This is a genomic window from Streptomyces sp. NPDC093510 (assembly GCF_040683555.1).
GTDB lineage: Bacteria > Actinomycetota > Actinomycetes > Streptomycetales > Streptomycetaceae > Streptomyces.
The window spans coordinates 1-19955 of the sequence record NZ_JBFBEE010000012.1; the positions used below are offsets into that span (position 1 = coordinate 1).

The following is a 19955-nucleotide window of genomic DNA, read 5'->3' on the forward strand; positions in this document are numbered from 1 at the left end:
GTGAGGATGTGCGCGGGGGCGCGGCCCGGTTCGAGGCGCACATAGTTGGCCCTGCCCCAGAGGTAGGTCTCGCCGGTGAGCTCGTCGCGCACCGGTACGGACTCGTGCCATTCGAGGCCGAGTTGCGGCATGTCCAGCGAGACCGTGGCCTCCTGGGTGTGGTGAGGGTCGAGGTTGGCGACCACCAGGACCGTGTCGTCGCCGGCGTGCTTGCTGTAGACGATGACCGCGTCGTTGTCGGCCTCGTGGAAACGGAGGTTCCTGAGCAGCCGCAGGGCGGGGTGCTCGCGCCTGATGCGGTTGAGCCGGGTGATCAGGGGCGCGATGGAGCGGCCCTCGCGTTCGGCGGCCGCCCAGTCGCGGGGCCGCAGCTGGTACTTCTCCGAGTGCAGGTAGTCCTCGGAGTCCGGGCGGGCCGGGGTGTTCTCGCACAGTTCGTAGCCGGCGTACATGCCCCAGCTCGGCGCGAGGGTGGCGGCCAGCGCCGCCCGTACCTCGAAGGCCGGGCGGCCACCGTCCTGAAGGTAACCGGGCAGGATGTCGGGCGTGTTGACGAAGAAGTTCGGCCGCAGGAAGTGCGCGGTCCCGACGGAGAGCTCGGTCAGGTAGTCGGTGAGCTCCTGCTTGGTGTTCCGCCAGGTGAAGTAGGTGTAGGACTGCTGGAACCCGGCCTGGGCCAGGGCGTGCACGACCGGCGGCCGGGTGAATGCCTCGGCGAGGAAGACGACGTCCGGGTCGCTCGCGTTGATCTCCCCGAGCACTCGCTCCCAGAACGCGACGGGCTTGGTGTGCGGGTTGTCGACGCGGAACACACGGACGCCGTGCGCCATCCAGAACCGCAGCAGCCGCACCGTCTCCGCGATCAGCCCCGGCATGTCCTCGTCGAAGGCGATCGGATAGATGTCCTGGTACTTCTTCGGCGGATTCTCGGCGTACGCGATGGAGCCGTCGGGGCGGTGCACGAACCACTCGGGGTGCTTCTCCACCCACGGGTGGTCCGGCGAGCACTGGAGCGCGAAGTCCAGGGCGACTTCGAGCCCGAGGTCCGTGGCGCGGCGCACGAAAGCGTCGAAGTCGTCGAGCGTCCCGAGGTCCGGGTGGACCGTGTCGTGTCCGCCCTCCTGTGACCCGATCGCCCACGGCACCCCGACGTCGTGCGGGCCTGAGGACAGGGAGTTGTCCGGCCCCTTGCGGTAGGTGGTGCCGATGGGGTGGATCGGCGGGAGATAGACGACGTCGAAGCCCATGGCGGCGATGGCGGGCAGCCGCTCCGCCGCGGTCCTGAAGGTCCCGGAGACGGGCGGGGAACCCTCCTCGACGACGGCGCCCTCCGAGCGCGGGAAGAACTCGTACCAGGACCCGAAGAGCGCTCGCCGACGCTCCACCAGCAGGGGCATCCGGGGTGAGCGGGACACCCTCTCGCGCAGGGGGTGGCGCGCCAGGGCCGCGTCCGCCTGCGGCGTGAGCGCTCCTGCCAGACGTGCGGCCGGGGGCCGGGACTCGTCCTGCAGTGCGGCGGCCGCGGCCGACAGCGCCCGCCGTTCCGCGCCCTTCGGCGCTCCGAGCGCCGCACGCTCGAACAGCAGCGCGCCCTCTTCGAGCATCAGCCCGGCGTCGATACCGGCCGGGATCTTGATCTCGGCGGAGCGCCGCCAGTCCCGCACGGGGTCCGTCCAGGCCTCCACGTGGTACGTCCAGTGCCCCTCGACGTCCGGGGCGACGTCCGCGCCCCAGCGGTCGCTGCCGGGGGAGAGCTCACGCATCGGTGTCCAGGGGCCGCGGCGCCCTTCCGGTCCGAGCAGGACGACATCGGCGCCGACCGCTCCGTGACCCTCGGCGAAGACGGTGGCCGTGACCTGGAAGGTCTCGCCGGGAACCGCCTTCGCGGGCCGCCGGCCGCCGTCGACGACCGGATGCACGTCAAGAACGGGCACGGGCACAGGCATGGGCATGGACCCGCGCGTGGACGCGGGCCCGGACGAAGGCACGGCCTTGGGAGCAGGGGTCGCCTTGCGGGCTGACGTCATCGGTCCCTCCTCCGCGGGGCTTGCGTGCAGTCGGTCTCGTGGGTGCCGCGCGTCGTCACAGACTCCGGGGCGTCGCGGGCACCGGGGCCACCGGGAGCGGCTTCGGCCGGTGCGCGGCCCGTGGGCGCAGGTAGAGCTCGGCGGCGTCCGCGGCCATCCGCGCCTTGGACTCGCCCATCAGTACGCACAGCGTGTACGCCGTGTCCTCGAAGCGCATGCGCACGGTGTGGTCGGCGGGATGGGCGAGCAGCTTCCGCTCCCACGACCGGTACTGGCGCAGATGGCGTGCGACCTCGGCTCTGGCAGGCAGCAGTATCAAGCTGATCACCTTCTCGTCTCCGCGAACGGCGCGCGCGGTGCACCCGGCCGGTGCGAGCTCGGCGCCCCGGCACCGGCGCGTCACGCCTGTCGAACCTTCTGACTCATGGTGCACGTGTGAGCACGCAGCGTCCTGTTGGCTATTCAACTACTGGGCGGCGGCCGTCTCGTGTTGCGCGGATGGAGTAGTGCTCCCACGCTATTACTGACGCAGAAGCGATCAGTGCTCACGCTTCGTGTTCGGGGCTCGGTCAGCCAGGCCGAGGCGGAGCGACATGCTTCGCCGAAGGGAGCCAAGAGCAATGAAATCCGCTATCCCCTGCTACTACCACCTCGATGTCGAGGTCAGCCCGGAGAGGATCGACCAGGTCGGGCGCATCCTGACCGCGCATCTCCGGCACTGGGGGCTTGAAGTTCTCGTCGAATCCGTCAGCCACTGCACCGGAGTGCTGCTCCACGAGATCGAGGAGCACGGAGCCGACAAGAAGGCCGTCGTGGAGATGTGGTGGAGCGGCCAGCACCTCATCACCGCCGTGACGGACAGCAACCGCGATCTTCTCGAGCGGCACTACGGGCCGCAGGGGTGTCTGACGCAGATCGCCGCGCTGAGCGACGGCTGGGGCAGCTTCCCGGCGACCAACGGCAAGATCATCTGGTTCTCGCGCCGTGCCCGGGCGCCCGAACGGGCACCGCTGGCTCCCGCGGCGCCCGCACCCAGCCTGCGCGAGGAGCTGGAGCTGCCGCGCGAGGTGCGCCACGCCGTCCTCACGGGCGTGGCCGAAGAGGAAGTACCGGTGGTCGAAGAGGAGGCGCCGGTGGCCGCGAGCGCCCTCGCGCTGCGGCCTGCCGGAATCCGGACGAGGATGGCGATGGAGCCCGCGGTGTGAACGCCGATCACGCGTGAACTCCGAAGTCCCGCGGGGGCGCGACGCGTTGGCCGTGGCTGCTGCCCGAGCGGGCCGCCACGGCCACACGCCTCACGCCCACGCCCGACTCCCATCCCACCCGTACGGAGGCAGTTGCGTGCGCATCTGGACCGGCGCCCCTTTCCCCCTCGGAGCCACCTACGACGGCGAAGGAACCAACTTCGCCCTGTTCAGCGAGGTGGCCGACCGTGTCGACCTGGTGCTCGTCGATGACGACGACACGCACCGGAGCATCACCCTCACCGAAGTCGACGGCTTCGTCTGGCACTGCTACCTGCCCGGGGTCGGCCCCGGCACGCGGTACGGCTATCGGGTGCACGGCCCCTGGGACCCGGCGGCGGGCCACCGCTGCAACCCCGCCAAGCTGCTGCTCGACCCCTACGCCCGGGCCATCGAGGGGCAGACGGACAACCACCCCGCCCTCTTCGAGCGCGCGGCCCACGGGCCCGACCCGGCCGACAGCGCCGGCCACACCCCGCTCTCGGTGGTGACCGACCCGTCCTTCTCCTGGGAGGACGACAGGCCGCCGCGGCGCCCGTACGCGGAGACGGTCGTGTACGAGACGCACGTGCGCGGTCTGACCCGCACGCACCCAGGGGTCCCCGCCGAGCTGCGGGGCACGTACGCGGGCCTCGCGACCGAGCCGGTCATCGACCACCTCACGTCCCTGGGCGTCACCGCGGTCGAGCTCATGCCGGTCCACCAGTACGTCCAGGACGGATTCCTGCGCGACCGCGGCCTGTCCAACTACTGGGGCTACACGTCCATCGGCTTCTTCGCCCCGCACAACGCCTACGCGGCGCACGGCTCGCGCGGCGAGCAGGTCACCGAGTTCAAGTCGATGGTCAAGGCGCTGCACAAGGCCGGGCTCGAAGTCATCCTGGACGTGGTCTACAACCACACCGCGGAGGGCAACGAGAACGGCCCCACGCTCGCCTTCCGCGGCATCGACAACGCGTCGTACTACCGCCTGGCGGAAGACGATCCCGCGCACTACTTCGACACCACCGGCACCGGCAACAGCCTGCTGATGCGCCACCCCAACGTCCTGCAGCTCATCATGGACTCGCTGCGGTACTGGGTCACCGAGATGCACGTCGACGGGTTCCGCTTCGACCTGGCGGCCACTCTCGCGCGGCAGTTCCACGACGTGGACCGTCTTTCGGCGTTCTTCGACCTGGTCCAGCAGGACCCCGTCGTCAGCCGGGTCAAGCTCATCGCGGAGCCCTGGGACGTCGGCGACGGGGGCTACCAGGTCGGCAACTTCCCGCCCCTGTGGTCGGAGTGGAACGGCAAGTACCGCGATTCCGTACGGGACTTCTGGCGCGGCGCCGACCACACGCTCGCCGAGTTCGCCTCCCGGCTCACCGGGTCGTCCGACCTCTACCAGCACGACCGCCGCCGCCCCCGCGCCAGCGTCAACTTCGTCACCGCGCACGACGGGTTCACGCTGCGCGACCTGGTCTCGTACAACGACAAGCACAACGAGGCCAACCTCGAGGACAACCAGGACGGCGAGAGCGCGAACCGCTCGTGGAACTGCGGTGTCGAAGGACCCACCACCGACGAGGCGGTCCTCGAACTCCGCGCACGCAGGCAGCGCAACTTCCTGGCCACCCTCATGCTCTCGCAGGGCATCCCGATGCTCGCCCACGGCGACGAACTCGGCCGCACCCAGGAGGGCAACAACAACGCCTACTGCCAGGACAGCGAGCTCTCCTGGATCGACTGGGACCTCACCGACGCACAGCGCGAGCTGATCGGCTTCACCGGCCGCGCCATCCGGCTCCGCCGCGCCCACCCCGTCCTGCGCAGGCGCCGCTTCTTCCGCGGCGAGACCGCGACACACGAGAACCAGCCGCTGCCCGACCTGGTGTGGCTGCGGCCCGACGCGCACGAGATGACGGACCAGGACTGGCAGCGGCCCGACGCGCACGCCGTCGGCGTCTTCCTCAACGGCGACGCCATCGCTGAGCCCGACGCCCACGGCAGGCAGGTGGTGGACGACTCCTTCCTGCTCCTGCTGAACAGCCACGGGGAACCGGTCGTCTTCGACCTGCCGGACGCCGCGTACGGCGAGCGTTGGACGGCGCGCATCGACACCTCGGACCCCGAGGGCCTCGCGGACGAGGTCGAACACAAGGCGGCCACCGAGGTCACCCTCGCCCCCCACAGCCTCCTCCTGCTCTCCCGCCCGGCCCGCTCGTCCCGTTGACGACACGGCCGCGGCTGTCAGCCTCCGGTCGCCGCGTCGCGGGCGGTGAGTTCTTCCCAGGTCCCGACGAAGGCGGGTCCGTAGTCGAGGGGGAGCCTGTCGATCAGTCTCCATGGCGGCACATCATCTCCCAATGCCTGGTCCGTTGGCCTTGTGGTGGCCCGTCACGCGGCATGGAAGTGGGCCATTGGTTCAGCCGAATCAGGTCCGGTTGAGCCAGAGGGTCGGTCGATGGTGTGATGGTCCTGTCGATGGCGCTGCGGATCTCCGCGGCGCCTTTGTCATGTGGACATGTCGGGCAGGTCGAAAGGGGCGGGAATCCGTGCTCAAGAGCGTGTTCGTGGCGCCGGACCCGGGGCGGATGCGGTTGCGGTTCGCCTCGCGGGCGCTGGTCGGCATCGCGCTGGCGGTGGCCGTGTGCGGGTTGGCCGGACACTCACTCGCGGCAGCGATCACCGGGGGGCTCGCGGCGCTCCTCGCCCTGTTCACCGTCACGGACTCCACGGTGCGGGGGCAGGCGGTCTCCACGGCTCTGCTGCCCGTCGCGGGCTTCCCCGTGCTGGCGCTCGCCGCGGGTCTGCACGACTACCCGGTGGCGCGGGACATCGCCTTCCTCGCCGTCATGGGGGCGGGCGTGTACGCGCGGCGATGGGGCCCTCGCGGGCACACCCTCGGCGTATTCGCGTTCATGACCTTCTTCACCGCCCAGTTCCTGCACGCCGAGCCGCGGCAGCTGCCACAGCTGTACGGGGCGGTCCTGCTGTCCCTGGGCGTGTCCTCGACGGTGCGCTTCGGACTGTGGTGCTACGAGCGTCGCCTGCCGCCCGCGGCCGTGCCCGCCCCACCCGTGGCCACGGGGCTGGCCCGAGCCACCACCCGGCAGGCCATACAGGCCACGGCCGGCGGCGCCTTCGCGCTCGCCGTGGGACAGGTGCTCTCCGGGGAGCGCTGGTACTGGGCGGTGGGCGCCACCTGGTGGGTCTTCGTGAACACCACGTCGCGGGGCGAGACGCTCGTCCGGGGCTTCCGCAGGGTGCTGGGGACGCTCCTCGGGATCGCGGCCGGCCTGGTGCTCGTCGTGCCGCTGAACGGCGCCGCCGTCCCCAGCGCCCTGCTGATCGCGGTCAGCGTCTTCGGCATCTTCTACACGGCCGCGGTGTCCTACACGTGGATGATGCTGGCGGTGACGGTGATGGCCGGAGTGCTCTACGGCCTCCTGGGGGTGCTCGATCCGGGGCTGCTCGCCCTGCGGGTCGCGGAGACGGGCGTGGGCGCGCTCGGTGCGGCACTCGCCGTGCTCTTCGTGCTGCCGGTGACCACGCACGCCACCACCGACGCGTGGATCCAGCGCGCGCTGCACTGCGTGCACGCCTGCACGTCCGAGGCCGCCGCCCGCCTGGCCGGCTCCGCGACCGCGGACCCGGCCAGGTACGTCGCCGAACTGGAACTTCTGCTGGGCCGCGTACGGCTCTCGCTGGCCCCGCTCGTGCACCCCTTCGCCCCGCTGCGTGCCCGCAAGGCGCGGGCCCGCCAGGTGCTGGAACTCCTCGACCAGTGCGCCCGGGACGTGCGCGGCCTGGCGTCGGTCGCCGCGGACCCCGATGCCTCCCACGACGCCAGGCTCGCCGCCGCCTGCTGGCGGGTGGAGGCAGCGGTACAGGCGCTGACCAGGCCCGACGCGGCGCACCGCGAGATGGACGTGGCCGCCGCCGTGGCGCACCACTCCGGTGCCGAACGGGCTCTGAACCATCTGCACGGCCTCGAACAGGCACTGAAGGCCCTCGCGGAGCCCCTGCGCGGCCCGGTGGCTCCCGCCTGACGCCGTCCGGGCCACCGGTCAGAAGCCCACGGCCGTCGCGCTCTCCAGACGGCGCGTGCGGTAGCTGTCGGCGTCGAGGGTGACGACCTCCGCGTGGTGGACGAGACGGTCCACCGTCGCGGAGGCCGTCGCACTGTCGCCGAACACCTCGTCCCAGCGTCCCAGCGGCCGGTTGCCGGTGACGATCAGCGAGGCCCGTTCGTAGCGGTGCGAGACGAGCTGGAAGAGGAGCTGGGCGACCTCGGAGTCGAAGGGCACGTAGCCCACCTCGTCCACGACGAGCACCTGGTACGCGTCCAGGCGGGCCAGCTCCTTGCGCAGCCGCCCCGCGGCCTTGGCGTCCGCGAGCCGGGCGCCCCACTCGGCGGCGGTGGCGAACAGCACCCGGTGACCGGCCTGGCAGGCCCGTACGCCCAGGCCGACCGCCAGGTGCGTCTTGCCCGTGCCGGGCCCGCCGAGCAGCACCACGTTGGCCTTGCGGGTGACGAAGTCGGCCTTCCCCAGCCGCGTGATCACATGCGGTTCGGGCGCCCGCAGATGTCCCTCGTCGAACATTTCGAGGACCTTCCTGGCCGGGAACCCGGCGGCCTCGACGCGCTCCTCGGCACCGGCCTCCGGCTCGGCCGCCTCCTCGTCCCGCGCGGCCGCCCCGCCGTCCCGCTGGGCGGGGACGACCACGGCGTGGGGGTCCTCCTTCACGCCGCGCGCCCGGGCCTCGTGCGCCGCCATGGGCCCGGACATGTAGGCCAGGATGGCCGCGGACGCGATGAACGCCATGTGGATGACCGTCCCCCACAGCAGGTCGTGCCGGGGCGTGTGGTGCACGTCGACGAACATCTGGAGCAGATGCACCGACGAGATCCCCACGATGGCGGTGGCCAGCTTGACCTTCAGCACGTTGGAGTTGACGTGCGAAAGCCATTCGGGCTGGTCCCGGTGGCCCTGCAGGCCGATCCGCGAGACGAAGGTCTCGTACCCGCCGACGATCACCATGATGAGCAGATTGGCGATCATCACCACATCGACGAGCTTGAGGACGGCGAGCATGACGTGCGTCTCGTCGGCGTGCCCGGTGATGACGTGGTGGATGAGGTGCCACAACTCGTTGAAGAACTTGTAGACGTACACGCCCTGCGCGGCCACCAGGCCGAAATACAGGGGCGCTTGGAGCCAACGGGTCGCGAAGAGGGCGCACCCCAGAGTGGTCATGGTCGACGGGGGCGGGGCGGAGCGGGACACGTGACCTCCAACAGCCGTAAGGTCCGTCATTCTTGTGGGCCGCCACCGACAATCTGAATTCGAGCCACCCGTTGGGATTAATAGAAATCCAGTCGGACAGGTCCTCCGGACGGCCGGTCTAGACCGGCGGGGCGGTGAAGACGCCGGGGTCGGGGTCGTTGAAGGACTCCTTGGCGACGAGTTCGTTCATGGGGTTGGCGGTGCCCCACTGGTCGGTGACCTCGGGCCGGGAGAAGTCGTAGACGTGCGGGTGCCAGGTGTCCTCGTCCAGGCATTCCAGCTCGGTGGTGTACTCGACGGTGTTGCCGTGGGGGTCGAGGAAGTACGTGAAGGTGTTGTCCCCGGCGAGGTGGCGCCCCGGTCCCCAGATCTTGGTGAAGCCCGCCCGGGTGACGCGTCCGGAGCCGCGCATGTACTCGTCGATGCCGCGCATCTCGAAGGACACGTGGTGCAGGGACGTGTGCGGGCCCTTCGCCAGTGCCATGGAGTGGTGCTGGTTGGAGATCCGCATGAAGTGCATGACCTCGCCCATGTGGGGCGAGGTGAGCGTGTCGGACAGGGCGAAGCCGAGGTGGCGCTCGTACCACTCGCGGGTGCGGTTCAGGTCGGGGGAGTTGAGGACGACGTGGGAGAGCTTGACCGGGACGGCTTCCTTCTCCTCGATCCTGCGGTGCCGGCGGACCTGGACGTCGGCGGAGACTTCGACGGTGCGCCCGTCGACGTCGAAGAAGCGGAAGCCGTAGCCGCCGCCGGGCGTGTCGACCTTGCCGGGCTGCGATATCAACTCGACGCCTCCCGCCATGAGTTGCTCGGCAAGCGTGTCGACGTCCGCGGCGGAAGCGGCACCGTAGGAGACGAGGTCGAGGCGCTTCTCGTCGGCCTTGCGCAGCCGTACGACGTACTGCTCCGGGGAGCCTTCGGCGGCCAGGAAGGAGATGCCGGAGTCCTCGGCGACCTTGGTCAGGCCCCAGACGCCCGCGTAGAAGTCGAGTTGCTTGTCGTAGTCCGGCACGGCGAGGTCGACGTGCCGCAGATGGGTGAGCAGGCGCATGGTGTCAGTCCTTCCGAAGGAGGGCGGTGGCGTTGCCGCCCCGTACGGCGTGGAAGTCGGCGTCGGGCAGCCGGGCGGCGCGCAGAGCGGCGACGGGGTCCTCGGTGCCCATGTCGAAGGGGAAGTCCGAGCCGAGCAGGACCCGGTCGGCCCCGGCGGCCCGCACCAACTCCCGCAGGGTGTACGGGTCGTGGACGAGGGAGTCGAAGTACAGCCGCTTCAGATAGCTGCTGGGCGGGTGTGCGCAGCCGGCGCCCGCGTCGGAGCGGGCCGACCAGGCGTGGTCGGAGCGGCCGATGTGGGTGGGCAGGTAACCGCCTCCGTGTGCGGCGATCAGCCGCAGCCCGGGGTGCCGGTCGAGCACCCCGGAGAAGATGAGGTGCGAGAGGGCGACGGCGTTCTCGGTGGGCTGGCCGACCGTGTTGGACAGGTACCACCGGTCCAGGCGCTCGTCGAGCGTGCAGCCGAAGGGGTGCAGGAAGAGCAGCGCGCCGCTCTCCCCGGCCCGCGACCAGAGCGGTTCGTAGGCCGGGTCGGACAGTTCGCGCCCCGGGGCGTGGCTGGAGATCTCGACCCCGGCGAGGCCCTGTTCGAGGGCGTGGTCCAGGGCGGACACCATGAGGCCCGGGTGCTGGAGGGGCGCGAGGCCCAGTCCGCGCAGCCGGTCGGGGGCGGCCGAGCAGTGCGCGGCCGTCGCCTCGTTCGCCAGCCGGTACACCTTCTCCGCGGTCTCCTCACCGGCCCAGTAGTGGTAGTGCGAAGGGGACGGGCTGACCAGCTGGACGTCGACTCCCTGGGCGTCCATCGCGGCCAGGCGCACGGCCGGGTCGGTCAGCCGCGGGAGACGTGCGCGGACCATGGGCCCGCTGACCGCGAGGGCGGCCGGGCCGTTGCGGCGGGCGTCGAGCGCCCGCGCCTCGGAGAACCCCGGCCGCCCCTCGACCAGGGCATCGATCTCGGGGAGCAGGACGTGCGCGTGCACGTCGACGGTGGCTGTCGTCAAGGCAGTTCCCTGAGCATGGTCATGATGCGGGCCATGACGCCCGGCACGTCGGCGTCCCGCACCCCGTCGAGCTGCCACCGCCCGATCTGGACGGAGGCCTCGACGACCGGCCGCACGCGGGCGATCCGCCGCTCGTGGTAAGCCTGGAACAGCGCGTCGTCCCACGTGTCGGACCCGGTCAGCATCTGGGCGAGGACCCAGGCGTCCTCCAGGGAGAGGGCGGCGCCCTGGGCGAGGGTGGGCGGGCAGCAGTGGGCGGCGTCGCCGACGAGGACGACACGGCCGCGGTGCCAGGAGCCCTCGACCAGCATCCGGTCGAACCACGTGTAGTTGACCTGCGCCGGGTCGGTGATGTGTCCGGTGATCTCGGGCCAGAAGCCGCCGTAGGCCGACGCGAGCCGGCGCATCTCGTCCGCGTACGACTCCGGGGGTATGGCGGCGCGGTCGCGGTTGGCCTCGGCGACGAACGCGTACAGGGTGCTCTCGCCGGTCGGGCAGTAGCCGGCGATGTAGGCGGGGCCGCCGTAGGTGAGGTCGGCACGGATGACGCCGGCCGGGCGCGGGGCGGCGACGCGCCAGATGGCCATTCCGGTGGGTTCGGGCCTGGTCGTGATGCCGACCGCGGCACGGGTGGCGGAACCGAGGCCGTCGGCGGCGATCACCAGGTCGTAGCGGCCCTCGGAGCCGTCGGAGAGCCGGACGCGGACGCCGTCGGCGTCCTGGTCCAGGATCTCGGCGGTGGTCCCGAGGCGCACGGTGGCGCCGCTGGCGCGCACGGCCTCGATGAGAATCTGCTGGAGCCGCGGCCGCCGCATGCCGACGGTGGCGGGCAGCTCGTCGCCGCCGGTGCGCAGGTCGTCCCGCGCGTGCAGAACGGTTCCGTCGGGGGCGGTGATGCCGATCGAGTCGAAGCCGAAGCCGGACGCTTCCACCTGCTTCCAGACGCCGAGTTCGCGCAGGACGCGCAGGGCGTTGCCCTGGAGGGTGATGCCGGACCCCGCGGTGGCGTTCCAGTCGTCCTTGGCCTCGATCACGTCCACCGTGTGACCGGCGCGGCGCAGCAGGATGGTCACGGCGTTCCCGGCCGAGCCGCCACCGACGACGAGGACCGTGCGGGTCTTGGTCATGCTGAACTCCTTGGCTCCACGGTCTACTTGACGGCGACCGGGTTGACGGGGGACCCGACGGCGCCGGTGATCGGCAGGGGCGCGGCGGTGAGCCAGAACGCGTACGCGCCGTCGGCCGCGCAGTCCTCCGCGAGCCCGTCCAGGTCCCACATCTCGCCGATGAGCAGGCCCATGTGCGGAATGACGACCTGGTGCAGGGGCTGGAAGGCGTGCTCGAACTCGTTGGGCCGCACCTCGAAGCCCCACGTGTCGGTGGCGATCGCGGCGATCTCCGTGCGGTGCAGCCAGCCCGCGCAGGTGAAGGACAGGCCGGGCGCAGGACCGCCCGCGTACTCGCCCCAGCCCTCGCGGCGGGCCCGAGCGAGCCGCCCCGTGCGGACAGTGACGAGGTCGCCGCGCCCGACGTGCACGCCGTGGGCCTCGGCCGTTCGCTCCAGGTGGTCCGCGGTGACGGCGAACGCGTCGGGCAGTTCGCCGCGGGCGTCGCCGAAGACGCGGCCCACGTCGAGCAGCACACCGCGTCCGGCGATGTGGGGCGCCATGTGTTCGATGCCGGTGACCTGGTCCCCGGCGGAGGTGACGACCTCCTCGGCGGCGCGGCCGTTCCAGGCGACGCCGTGGTCGAAGATGTGCCCGAGGCCGTCCCACTGGGTGGAGCACTGCAACGGCATGGAGATCACGTCGTCGGAGCCGCCGTGACCGTGCGGGAAGCCCTGGTTGGCCAGCGCGGCGTCCGTGCCGGTGTCGAGCATCGTGTGCACGGGGTTGGTGCGGCGGCGCCAGCCCCGCTGCGGGCCGTCCATGTCGAAGCGCTGCGACAGGGAGAAGCTGACGCCGCGCCGCACGAGCGCCGCGCCTTCGCGCCGCTTGGCCTCGTCCAGGAAGTTCAGCGTGCCGAGGCGGTCGTCCTCGCCCCAACGCCCCCAGTTCGAGAACGACTTGGCGGCTGCGGCGATCGCGCCCTCCGGGTCGGTGCGGTCCGGGGGGCTCTGCGGGGCGGTGCGGTCCGGGGGGCTCTGCGGGTCGGTGCGGCCCGGGGTCACGAGGTCGCCTCCGCCACGCAACGGGTCCGCTGGGCGCCGAGCCCGGTGATGGCGCCGTCCATGACGTCGTCGTCGCGCAGAAACCGGCCCCAGTGCATGCCGTTGCCGGCCGGGGAGCCCGTCAGGACCAGGTCACCGGGGAGGAGCCGGGCACTCTGCGAGGCGTACGAGACCATGCGGGCCACGTCGAAGATCATGTCCTTGGTGGACTCGTCCTGCATGGTCTCGCCGTTCAGCGCGAGCGTCAGACGCAGGTCGTCCGGCTCGCCGACCGACGTGGCCGGCACGATCCACGGGCCGAGCGGGGTGAAGCCGGGCGCGTTCTTGCTCCGCAGCCAGTCGGTGCCGATCTGCGGCATGTCCCGCCGGAAGACGGTCGCGCGGTCGGTCAGATCGTTGGCGATCGTGTACCCGGCGACGTGGTCCAGCGCCCGCTCCACGGGCACCCGATGGGCGGGGCGCCCGATCACGACCGCCAACTCCAGTTCCCAGTCCGGCTTCTCGGCCCAGGCGGGCAGCACCACGTCGTCGTACGGTCCCGTGATCGCGCTCGGCAGGCCGATGAACACGTACGGCAGGTCCTCGGCCGCGCGCCGGTCCATGATCTCGGCGGCCTCGGCACGCGCCTCCTCCGGCGTGCGGCCGTCAGCCGGGTCGCGGTGGGCGACGTGGAGGTCGATCACGTGCTGCCGGTAGTTGGCGCCGGACTGGAACACCTGCCGCGGCTCGACCGGCGCGTGCACGCGGAAATCGGCCAGCGGCCTCCGGTCTAGGCCGTTGTCGTCGGCCAGCGCCGCGAGCCGCGCGATGGCCGTGTCCCATGCGTCCAGCAGGTCCCGGGCCGTCAACTCCTCGCTCCCGAAGGCGACTCGGAGGTCGAGCGCCCGGCCGTCGGGAGTGACCAGGGCGGGGAAGGCGGGCCCGCCCGGGGCCGACAGGGTGGCGAGGGCGAAGGGTCCGGCGAAGAGTGCGGACGCGGCTTCAGGTTTCACGGACTTGTCCTCCTGATTGCGGTGCGACCAATCTGGACCCCGCACCTGCGATCAGGGAAATCGATTCCGTGGATGGCTGGCATCCACACCACAGATTCGCCCAGGTCGTCGACGTACAGCCAAGGGGAGAGCCCGTGAATCTGAGCAGTCTGGACCTCAATCTCGTCGTCGCTCTGCGCGCCCTGCTGGAGGAACGCAACGTCACCCGCGCCGGTCGGCGCGTCGGACTCAGCCAGCCCGCCATGAGCGCCGCCCTGTCCAGGCTCCGCCGCCACTTCGACGACGACCTGCTCGACCGGGTCGGCGGCCACTACGAACTCACCGCCCTGGGACAGGTCCTGCTCGACCGCACCGCCACCGCGTACGACGTGCTCGAACGGCTCTTCGCCAGCCGGGCCGACTTCGACCCGGCCAGGGAGAGCCGCGAGTTCGAACTGATCGCCTCCGACTACGCCGTGGCCGTCTTCGGCACCGAACTGGCCCGCGTCGTCCACGAGGAGGCGCCGGGCATCCGGCTGCGGTTCGCGCACACCCCGACCACGGTGGTGGACGCCACCGACACGCTGCTCAGCACGAACGACGGGCTGCTCATGCCGCACGGTGTCATCAGCGACTTCCCCGCCACCGACCTGTACGGGGACCGGTGGGTCTTCCTCGTCGCCGACGACCACCCGAGCGTCGACGACCGCCTCACGCGTGAGGACCTGTCCCGCCTGCCCTGGATCACCTACCAGCGCACCTACGACGCCCCCGCCGTGCGCCAGCTCGGCATGCTGGGCATCGAACCCCGCGTCGAGGTCTCCGTGGACAGCTTCCAGATCATTCCGCTGCTGGTGGCGGGCACCCGGCGCATCGCCCTGCTCCAGGCCCGCCTCGCCCGGCTCCTCGCGCCGCTCGCCGCCGTACGCGTGGTGGAGCCGCCCTACGAGGCGATGCCGCTGCGGGAGGCGCTGTGGTGGCACCCCGTGCACACCCACGACGCGGCCCACATCTGGCTGAGGGAGACCGCTGCCCGAGTCGGCAGGCAGCTGCCCGACGTACCGGAGAAGTGACCCCCGTGGCGGGGCCCATGGGCCGGTCCCGCACCTCGTCACGTCTCGACGTGCCCGCGCTCGACGATCTACGCTCATCCCCTTCGGATGCCGTACGGACCCGCAGTGAGGTGGCGACAGTGCGCGGAAGGGGCACGCGGTGGTTCGCGGCCGCCACGGCCGTGGCCTTCATGGCGCTCGTCGGCCCCAGCGTGCCGGGCGACGCCCTCCACGCCAGGGCGCTGCCCGGCCACGCCGTCAAGGACGTCGTACCGAACCGGGTCATGACGTGGAACATCTGCAACCCCTGCGAGGAGAGCGACCTCGACAGGGCGGCGGAGATCGCCACGTACGCGCCCCAGGTCATCGGCCTTCAGGAAGCGTGCGCGCGTGACGTCAAGAGGATCAGGGACTACCTGGAGAGCTTCTACGGGCTGGTCTACCACGTCGAGTACGGGACGGTTCTGCAGGACTGGGGACGCTGCGGGGGAGTGCCGTGGAACCCGGGAGCCTTCGGCCAGGCCATCCTCTCGGCGGCACCGATGACGGACCGCGTCCACGTCGAGTACCCCGACGGCGGGTCCGAGGACCGTGGATACATGGCGGTCACCACCACCGTGGGCGGCGAACCCGTCCGGGTCTTCAACACGCACCTCGCCCAACGGCAGCAGGAAGCGGTCCGAGCGGAGCAGACCGCCGTACTCGCCGCGGCTGTCGCCCGGCACGACCGCGCCATCGTCCTCGGCGACTTCAACGCCGTGCCGGACGCCCCCGAACTCACCCGGATGTGGGCGCTGGCCTCCGACACGGACGCCCGGTGCCACCCCTCGCGCGCCGGCACCTGCGAGGCGACCACCGACTGGCACAGCAAGTTCGACTACGTCTTCCTGCGAGGCTTCACCGCGCTCGAACACCGCGTGCGGCTCACTCCGTACTCGGACCACCACATGCTGCACACCGACGTGGACCCGGCCTGAAGCCGCTCACGACGCCGTGTCATCATCCGCGTCACCGTCCGGGTCGTTTCTGTCCGGGTCGTTTCTGGAGGCGCGCCGTCCCCGCGTGACCGCGAGGACGCTGCCGGCGACGGCGATCACGGCGATGGCCAGGGCGATGCTCACTCCGCCCTGCGTGTCCCAGTACACGTCCTCCAGACTGATCAGCAGGGCCGCCTCGTCGACGACCAGGGCCAGACCCACCCCGTAGGCCAGGCCCATCCAGGCGCGTGCCCGTGCCGAACGGTCGGCGAGGCCCGCCGCGCCCACCACGACGAGCAGCAGGATTCCCCACACGTAGTGGTGGATGTGCACGCCGCCGGCCTGCATGTCGCCGACCCCGGCCACGTCGATGTGGATGAGCCAGGTGAGCAGCCGCATCCCGCCGAAGGTGAGGGCGAACCCCCACCAGGCCAGGACGAAGCCCCGGCGCTTCGGGGAGATACCGGGCAGCAGACGCAGCCAGGGCGAGGGGTGCCTCTTGTGCTGGTGCTCCTCGTGCCGCTCCTCGTGCCGCTCCTCGTGCCGCTCTTTGTGCTGCTCCATGTGCTGTTCCCTGTGTCCGGACGGTGCCTGCCCGGACGCCTTCGAGGACTTCATCCGGACTCTCCCGACTCTCCCGGCTCTCCCGGCGTGAACTTCTCACCTGCCGTGAACTTCTCGATCAGTGCGGCCAGGGCGTCCGGGGCGCTGTAGTGGGCCGCGTGGGCCGCGCCCGGGACATCCTCCGTACGCCCGTCGGCGACCAGATCCGCCACGCGCCGCGTCCATGTGCCGGAGGCGATGGTGTCACCGGCTCCCCGTACGACGAGCGTGGGCGCGCGGACCTGGGACAGGTTCCCCTCGAACGACTCGGCGGCGTCCCGCAGCGAGTGGCGGAAGGAGGCGGCGCAGCGCAGGGGCCCGGTCACCAGATAGTCGAACGCGGCCAGCGACAGCAGGCCGATGGGCTCCCTGGGAGCGTCCGCGACGAGCCGTCCGAACTGGCGCCACCACGAGACGCCCGGTGCGAGCGCCGGGCCGACCAGCACCAGGTGGCTCACCAGCCGTGGATGGCGGGCGGCGAGGGCCGCGGCCACCTGGCAGCCGACCGAATTGGCCACCAGCGGACTCGGACCCAGGGACAGGTGCCGGTGCAGGCGGGCCAGGGCGTCGGCGAGCTGCCCGACGTCGGGCGCCCGACGGGCGGCTCGCCTCGAATGCCCGTTGCCCGGCAGGTCCGGCACCACCACGCTCGTCCCGCCCGCCGCCAGCCGACGCGCGAGCGGCACGAAGTACCGCCCGGACAGCCCGAGCCCGTGTACGAGCACCGTGGCCGAGCCGCCTTCGTCCGGCGCGGGCCCGAACCCCCGGGCGAAGAATCCAAGGTCGTTCACGTGATCCACATGCCCACCCTCACCTTCTGCACGCTGTCGGGCCAACTGAACGGCCCTGCTCGTCACTGTCAGATGAGTCACCGGATGAGTCAGGGAGGCGAGGAACCATGAATGAGCAGCGCCGTCAGATCCTGGAGATGCCGGCCGAAGGCAAAATCACCGCGGACGAGGCCGAGCGGCTGATCGACGCGCTCGAACGGCAGTGCCCCGAGGCCCCGTCCGGCGCCACGGCCCGGCCGAAAGCCCGCCCCAAGTACCTGCACGTGCTGGTGAACTCGCTGGACGACTCCGGCGGCGGCGGCCCGAGCCGGGTCAACGTCCGCATCCCCCTGCAACTGCTGCGCGCGGGCGTCCGGCTCCCGGGCCTCCTCCCTCCGCAAGTCGGGCGTACCGCTCGACCTCGAGCAGCTCGAGCCGCAGCACCTGGAGGACCTCGTCGACCACCTCTGCGAGGTCGACATCGACGTCGACGACCCCGACGCCCGGGTGCGGATCTTCTGCGAGTGACACATGCGCAGGGCACTGCAGGGTGGATCAGCTGCCCGGACGGGTAATTGAGCGGTCAACGGACGCGGGCCGTGCGGGAGCGGCCCGCGTCCCTCGGGTGACCGCGCCCGCCGGTCACCGCTTGGTCCGGACCAGCTGCTAGCGTCGGGCGCACGAGCGGCGCCCCGACGCGGCGCCCCGATCGAGAGGGGACTGTCAGTGGTCGTCGGCAGGCATGCGGAGCGGGCGTACATCGGATCCTTCACCGCGGCCGGAGGACCCGGCGTCGTCACCGCGGCCGTCGACCCGGACACCGGCGCACTGACCGTCCTCGGTGCCACGGACGCCGTCGCCGACCCGTCCTACCTCGCCCTCTCACCGACCGGCGACACCCTCTACGCGGTCAGCGAGACCCCCGAAGGCGCGCTCGCCGCCTTCCGGACCGCCGGGGACAGGGCCGAACTCGCGGGACGGCCGGTGCCGGTCGGTTCTGCGCCCACGCACCTGGCGCTGTACGACGGCCACGTCCTCGCCGCCAACTACCGCTCGGGCAGCGTCAGCGCCGTGCCGCTGAGCGCCGACGGAACCCTCGCCGCCGCGGCGGGCGAGCTCCGGCACACCGGCTCGGGCCCGCACCCGCAGCGCCAGCAGGGCCCGCACGCCCACCAGGTCCTCGCCGACCCGAGCGGCCGATGGGCCGTCAGCGTCGACCTCGGCACGGACTCCGTGCGCGTCTGCGCGTTCGATGACGGGGATCTCACCCTGCACCGGGAGGTCGCCCTGCGCCCCGGGTCCGGTCCTCGGCACCTCGTGTTCCACCCGCGCGGCGACCGCGCGTACGTCCTCAACGAGCTCAGCCCCACCCTCACCGTCTGCGCGTGGGACGCCGCCGACGGAGCGCTCAAGCCGCTCGGCGAGCTGCCCGTCCTCACCGAGACCCCCGCGGTCGACACCTACCCCTCGGAAGTCGTCGTCGCGCCCGACGGGCGGTTCCTGTGGACCGCCACGCGCGGCACGGACGTCATCTCGGTCATCGCCCTCGACGAGGCGGGCGACGCGCCGCGGCTGACCGCGACGGTGCCGTGCGGCGGGCACTGGCCGCGCGACCTCGCCATCGACCCGGCGGGCCGCCACCTGTACGCCGCGAACGAGCGCTCCGGAGACGTCACCTGGTTCACCATCGACCAGGAGACGGGCATCCCGAGCCGGACAGGGGCCGTCGAGGTGCCCGCGGCCTCCTGCGTGGTCTTCGGCTGAGAGGGCTGAGAGGGCTGAGACGGCTCCGCCCACGCCGATGGGCCCGCCCCCACATCGGGGCGGGCCCATCGGCGTACCTGCGGAACGGCTCAGTGCACAGGCGCGCCCGAAGGCTGCTGCGGCGTGATGCCGAGCGTCGTCGTGTACTTGCCGAGCGCAAGCTTGCCGATGGCGGGATAGGCGCCGACCGGCTCGGCGACGGAGCAGCCCGCCTCCTTCGCGGCCGCGTCGAGCAGGGCCGTGTCGAGCTCGGGGCCGATCAGGTACGGCGCGAGCGCCAGCTGGGCCGAGCCCGAGCCGCGCAGCTGTTCGGCGGTCGCCGCGATGGCGCCCTCCTCGTCGAGCGCCGCGGCCATCACCGGCACCGCGAGACGCGCGGCGAGCAGCATGCCGGTGATCCCGGCGGCCTGCACGGCCTCCTCGCCGCCGACCGTGGCCAGCACGATGCCGTCCGCGGCGGTCGCCACGGTGAACAGGCGGGCGCGGTCGGCGCGGGCGAGACCGGCCTCCGAAAGCCGCACGTGCAGCGCCTCGGCGAGCAGCGGGTGGGGGCCGAGGACGTCCGTCAGCTCGGCGGCGGCACGGCTGTCCATGACGGCCTGCCGGATGCGGCGCATCAGCGCGCTGTCGGGGCCCGCGAGCAGCGGCACGACGACGGCCACGGGCCCGTCGGGCTCGGCCACCTCGGCGCCCGCGGCGCGGGCACGCTCGAAGCGGGCGGTGCGCTCGGCGGCCGCGTGCGCGAGCACGGACTGCAGCGAGGGGAACTCGGGGAAGGACGTGACGGTGGCGTCCTCCTCACCGTCGACGTAACCGATTCTGGCGTCGAGGCCGGGGAGCTCGGAGCGGGCGATGCTCACGACTTCCTCGGCGAGGCTGCGCGTGGTGGTGCTGGGGGCGCCCGGCACGGCGAGAACAAGTGCGGGCGCGCCCTCAGGAGCCGCGACGGGCTCCGGACGGCGGTGCCGGCCCGGCTGACGGGGGCGCGGCATTCGTACAGGCAGGCCGGATGCGGGCCCAGTGGGGGAGCTCATGCGCCCGCATGCTACT

Annotated in this window: 18 protein-coding genes; 6 read left to right on the forward strand and 12 right to left on the reverse strand. The window is 71.8% G+C overall.

Going from position 1 to position 19955, the window contains the following annotated elements; genetic code table 11:
* Together AB0N81_RS20155 and AB0N81_RS20160 are read right to left on the reverse strand one after the other, a co-directional pair.
* Window positions 1–1946, reverse strand: a 1946-nt coding sequence (locus AB0N81_RS20155) for an alpha-1,4-glucan--maltose-1-phosphate maltosyltransferase (protein WP_365360586.1), incomplete at its 3' end; no start/stop codon positions are given.
* Between the two features lie 136 nt (window positions 1947–2082).
* On the reverse strand, window positions 2083–2343 hold the full coding sequence (locus AB0N81_RS20160; RefSeq protein ID WP_365360588.1) for a DUF5133 domain-containing protein: 261 nt from the start codon (window positions 2341–2343) through the stop codon (window positions 2083–2085).
* A gap of 304 nt (window positions 2344–2647) precedes the next feature.
* Between AB0N81_RS20160 and AB0N81_RS20165 the strand changes: the two genes are divergently transcribed.
* The 3 genes from AB0N81_RS20165 to AB0N81_RS20175 all read left to right on the forward strand — a co-directional run bounded on the left by AB0N81_RS20165 (window position 2648) and on the right by AB0N81_RS20175 (window position 7305).
* Window positions 2648–3232, forward strand: coding sequence for a pep a2 (locus AB0N81_RS20165; protein WP_365360088.1), 585 nt, complete (start codon window positions 2648–2650; stop codon window positions 3230–3232).
* Between the two features lie 136 nt (window positions 3233–3368).
* Window positions 3369–5486 (forward strand): glycogen debranching protein GlgX, encoded by a 2118-nt coding sequence (gene glgX, locus AB0N81_RS20170; RefSeq protein ID WP_365360090.1) that lies wholly within the window; start codon window positions 3369–3371, stop codon window positions 5484–5486.
* A gap of 322 nt (window positions 5487–5808) precedes the next feature.
* Entirely contained in the window at window positions 5809–7305 is a 1497-nt protein-coding gene (locus AB0N81_RS20175; protein WP_365360092.1) for an FUSC family protein, read from the forward strand.
* A gap of 18 nt (window positions 7306–7323) precedes the next feature.
* Here AB0N81_RS20175 and istB read toward each other — a convergent pair whose 3' ends face one another.
* From istB to AB0N81_RS20205, 6 genes are all read right to left on the reverse strand, one after another.
* Complete coding sequence (istB, locus tag AB0N81_RS20180) at window positions 7324–8514, reverse strand: IS21-like element helper ATPase IstB (protein WP_365360590.1); 1191 nt, start codon at window positions 8512–8514, stop codon at window positions 7324–7326.
* A 148-nt stretch (window positions 8515–8662) separates the two neighbouring features.
* Window positions 8663–9595 (reverse strand): VOC family protein, encoded by a 933-nt coding sequence (locus AB0N81_RS20185; protein WP_365360094.1) that lies wholly within the window; start codon window positions 9593–9595, stop codon window positions 8663–8665.
* A gap of 4 nt (window positions 9596–9599) precedes the next feature.
* Window positions 9600–10598 (reverse strand): amidohydrolase family protein, encoded by a 999-nt coding sequence (locus tag AB0N81_RS20190; RefSeq protein ID WP_365360096.1) that lies wholly within the window; start codon window positions 10596–10598, stop codon window positions 9600–9602.
* Window positions 10595–11725 (reverse strand): FAD-dependent oxidoreductase, encoded by a 1131-nt coding sequence (locus AB0N81_RS20195; RefSeq protein WP_365360098.1) that lies wholly within the window; start codon window positions 11723–11725, stop codon window positions 10595–10597. The genes AB0N81_RS20190 and AB0N81_RS20195 overlap by 4 nt, the downstream gene beginning before the upstream one ends.
* A 23-nt stretch (window positions 11726–11748) precedes the next feature.
* Window positions 11749–12681, reverse strand: a complete 933-nt coding sequence (locus AB0N81_RS20200) for a cyclase family protein (protein ID WP_365360592.1) — start codon at window positions 12679–12681, stop codon at window positions 11749–11751.
* A gap of 83 nt (window positions 12682–12764) precedes the next feature.
* Complete coding sequence (locus AB0N81_RS20205) at window positions 12765–13760, reverse strand: fumarylacetoacetate hydrolase family protein (protein ID WP_365360100.1); 996 nt, start codon at window positions 13758–13760, stop codon at window positions 12765–12767.
* 134 nt (window positions 13761–13894) lie between these two features.
* Between AB0N81_RS20205 and AB0N81_RS20210 the strand changes: the two genes are divergently transcribed.
* Together AB0N81_RS20210 and AB0N81_RS20215 are read left to right on the forward strand one after the other, a co-directional pair.
* The gene (locus AB0N81_RS20210; RefSeq protein WP_365360102.1) at window positions 13895–14812 is read left to right on the forward strand and encodes a LysR family transcriptional regulator; all 918 of its coding nucleotides are present in this window, start codon (window positions 13895–13897) and stop codon (window positions 14810–14812) included.
* Between the two features lie 119 nt (window positions 14813–14931).
* Window positions 14932–15768: an endonuclease/exonuclease/phosphatase family protein gene (locus AB0N81_RS20215; RefSeq protein WP_365360104.1), complete on the forward strand. Its 837-nt coding sequence runs from the start codon at window positions 14932–14934 to the stop codon at window positions 15766–15768.
* Between the two features lie 6 nt (window positions 15769–15774).
* Here AB0N81_RS20215 and AB0N81_RS20220 read toward each other — a convergent pair whose 3' ends face one another.
* The 3 genes from AB0N81_RS20220 to AB0N81_RS20230 form a co-directional block, all read right to left on the reverse strand.
* The gene (locus AB0N81_RS20220; protein ID WP_365360106.1) at window positions 15775–16332 is read right to left on the reverse strand and encodes a hypothetical protein; all 558 of its coding nucleotides are present in this window, start codon (window positions 16330–16332) and stop codon (window positions 15775–15777) included.
* A gap of 50 nt (window positions 16333–16382) precedes the next feature.
* The gene (locus AB0N81_RS20225) at window positions 16383–17162 is read right to left on the reverse strand and encodes an alpha/beta fold hydrolase (protein WP_365360108.1); all 780 of its coding nucleotides are present in this window, start codon (window positions 17160–17162) and stop codon (window positions 16383–16385) included.
* A gap of 312 nt (window positions 17163–17474) precedes the next feature.
* The gene (locus tag AB0N81_RS20230; protein WP_365360110.1) at window positions 17475–17672 is read right to left on the reverse strand and encodes a hypothetical protein; all 198 of its coding nucleotides are present in this window, start codon (window positions 17670–17672) and stop codon (window positions 17475–17477) included.
* Window positions 17673–17867: 195 nt separating this feature from the next.
* Here AB0N81_RS20230 and AB0N81_RS20235 point away from each other — a divergent pair, with 195 nt between their 5' ends.
* Window positions 17868–18905 carry a lactonase family protein gene (locus tag AB0N81_RS20235; RefSeq protein WP_365360112.1) on the forward strand — a complete coding sequence of 346 codons (1038 nt, stop codon included), beginning with the start codon at window positions 17868–17870 and terminating at the stop codon, window positions 18903–18905.
* Window positions 18906–18994: 89 nt separating this feature from the next.
* Here AB0N81_RS20235 and AB0N81_RS20240 read toward each other — a convergent pair whose 3' ends face one another.
* Window positions 18995–19939, reverse strand: a complete 945-nt coding sequence (locus AB0N81_RS20240; RefSeq protein WP_365360114.1) for a hypothetical protein — start codon at window positions 19937–19939, stop codon at window positions 18995–18997.
* Window positions 19940–19955 lie beyond the last annotated feature (16 nt).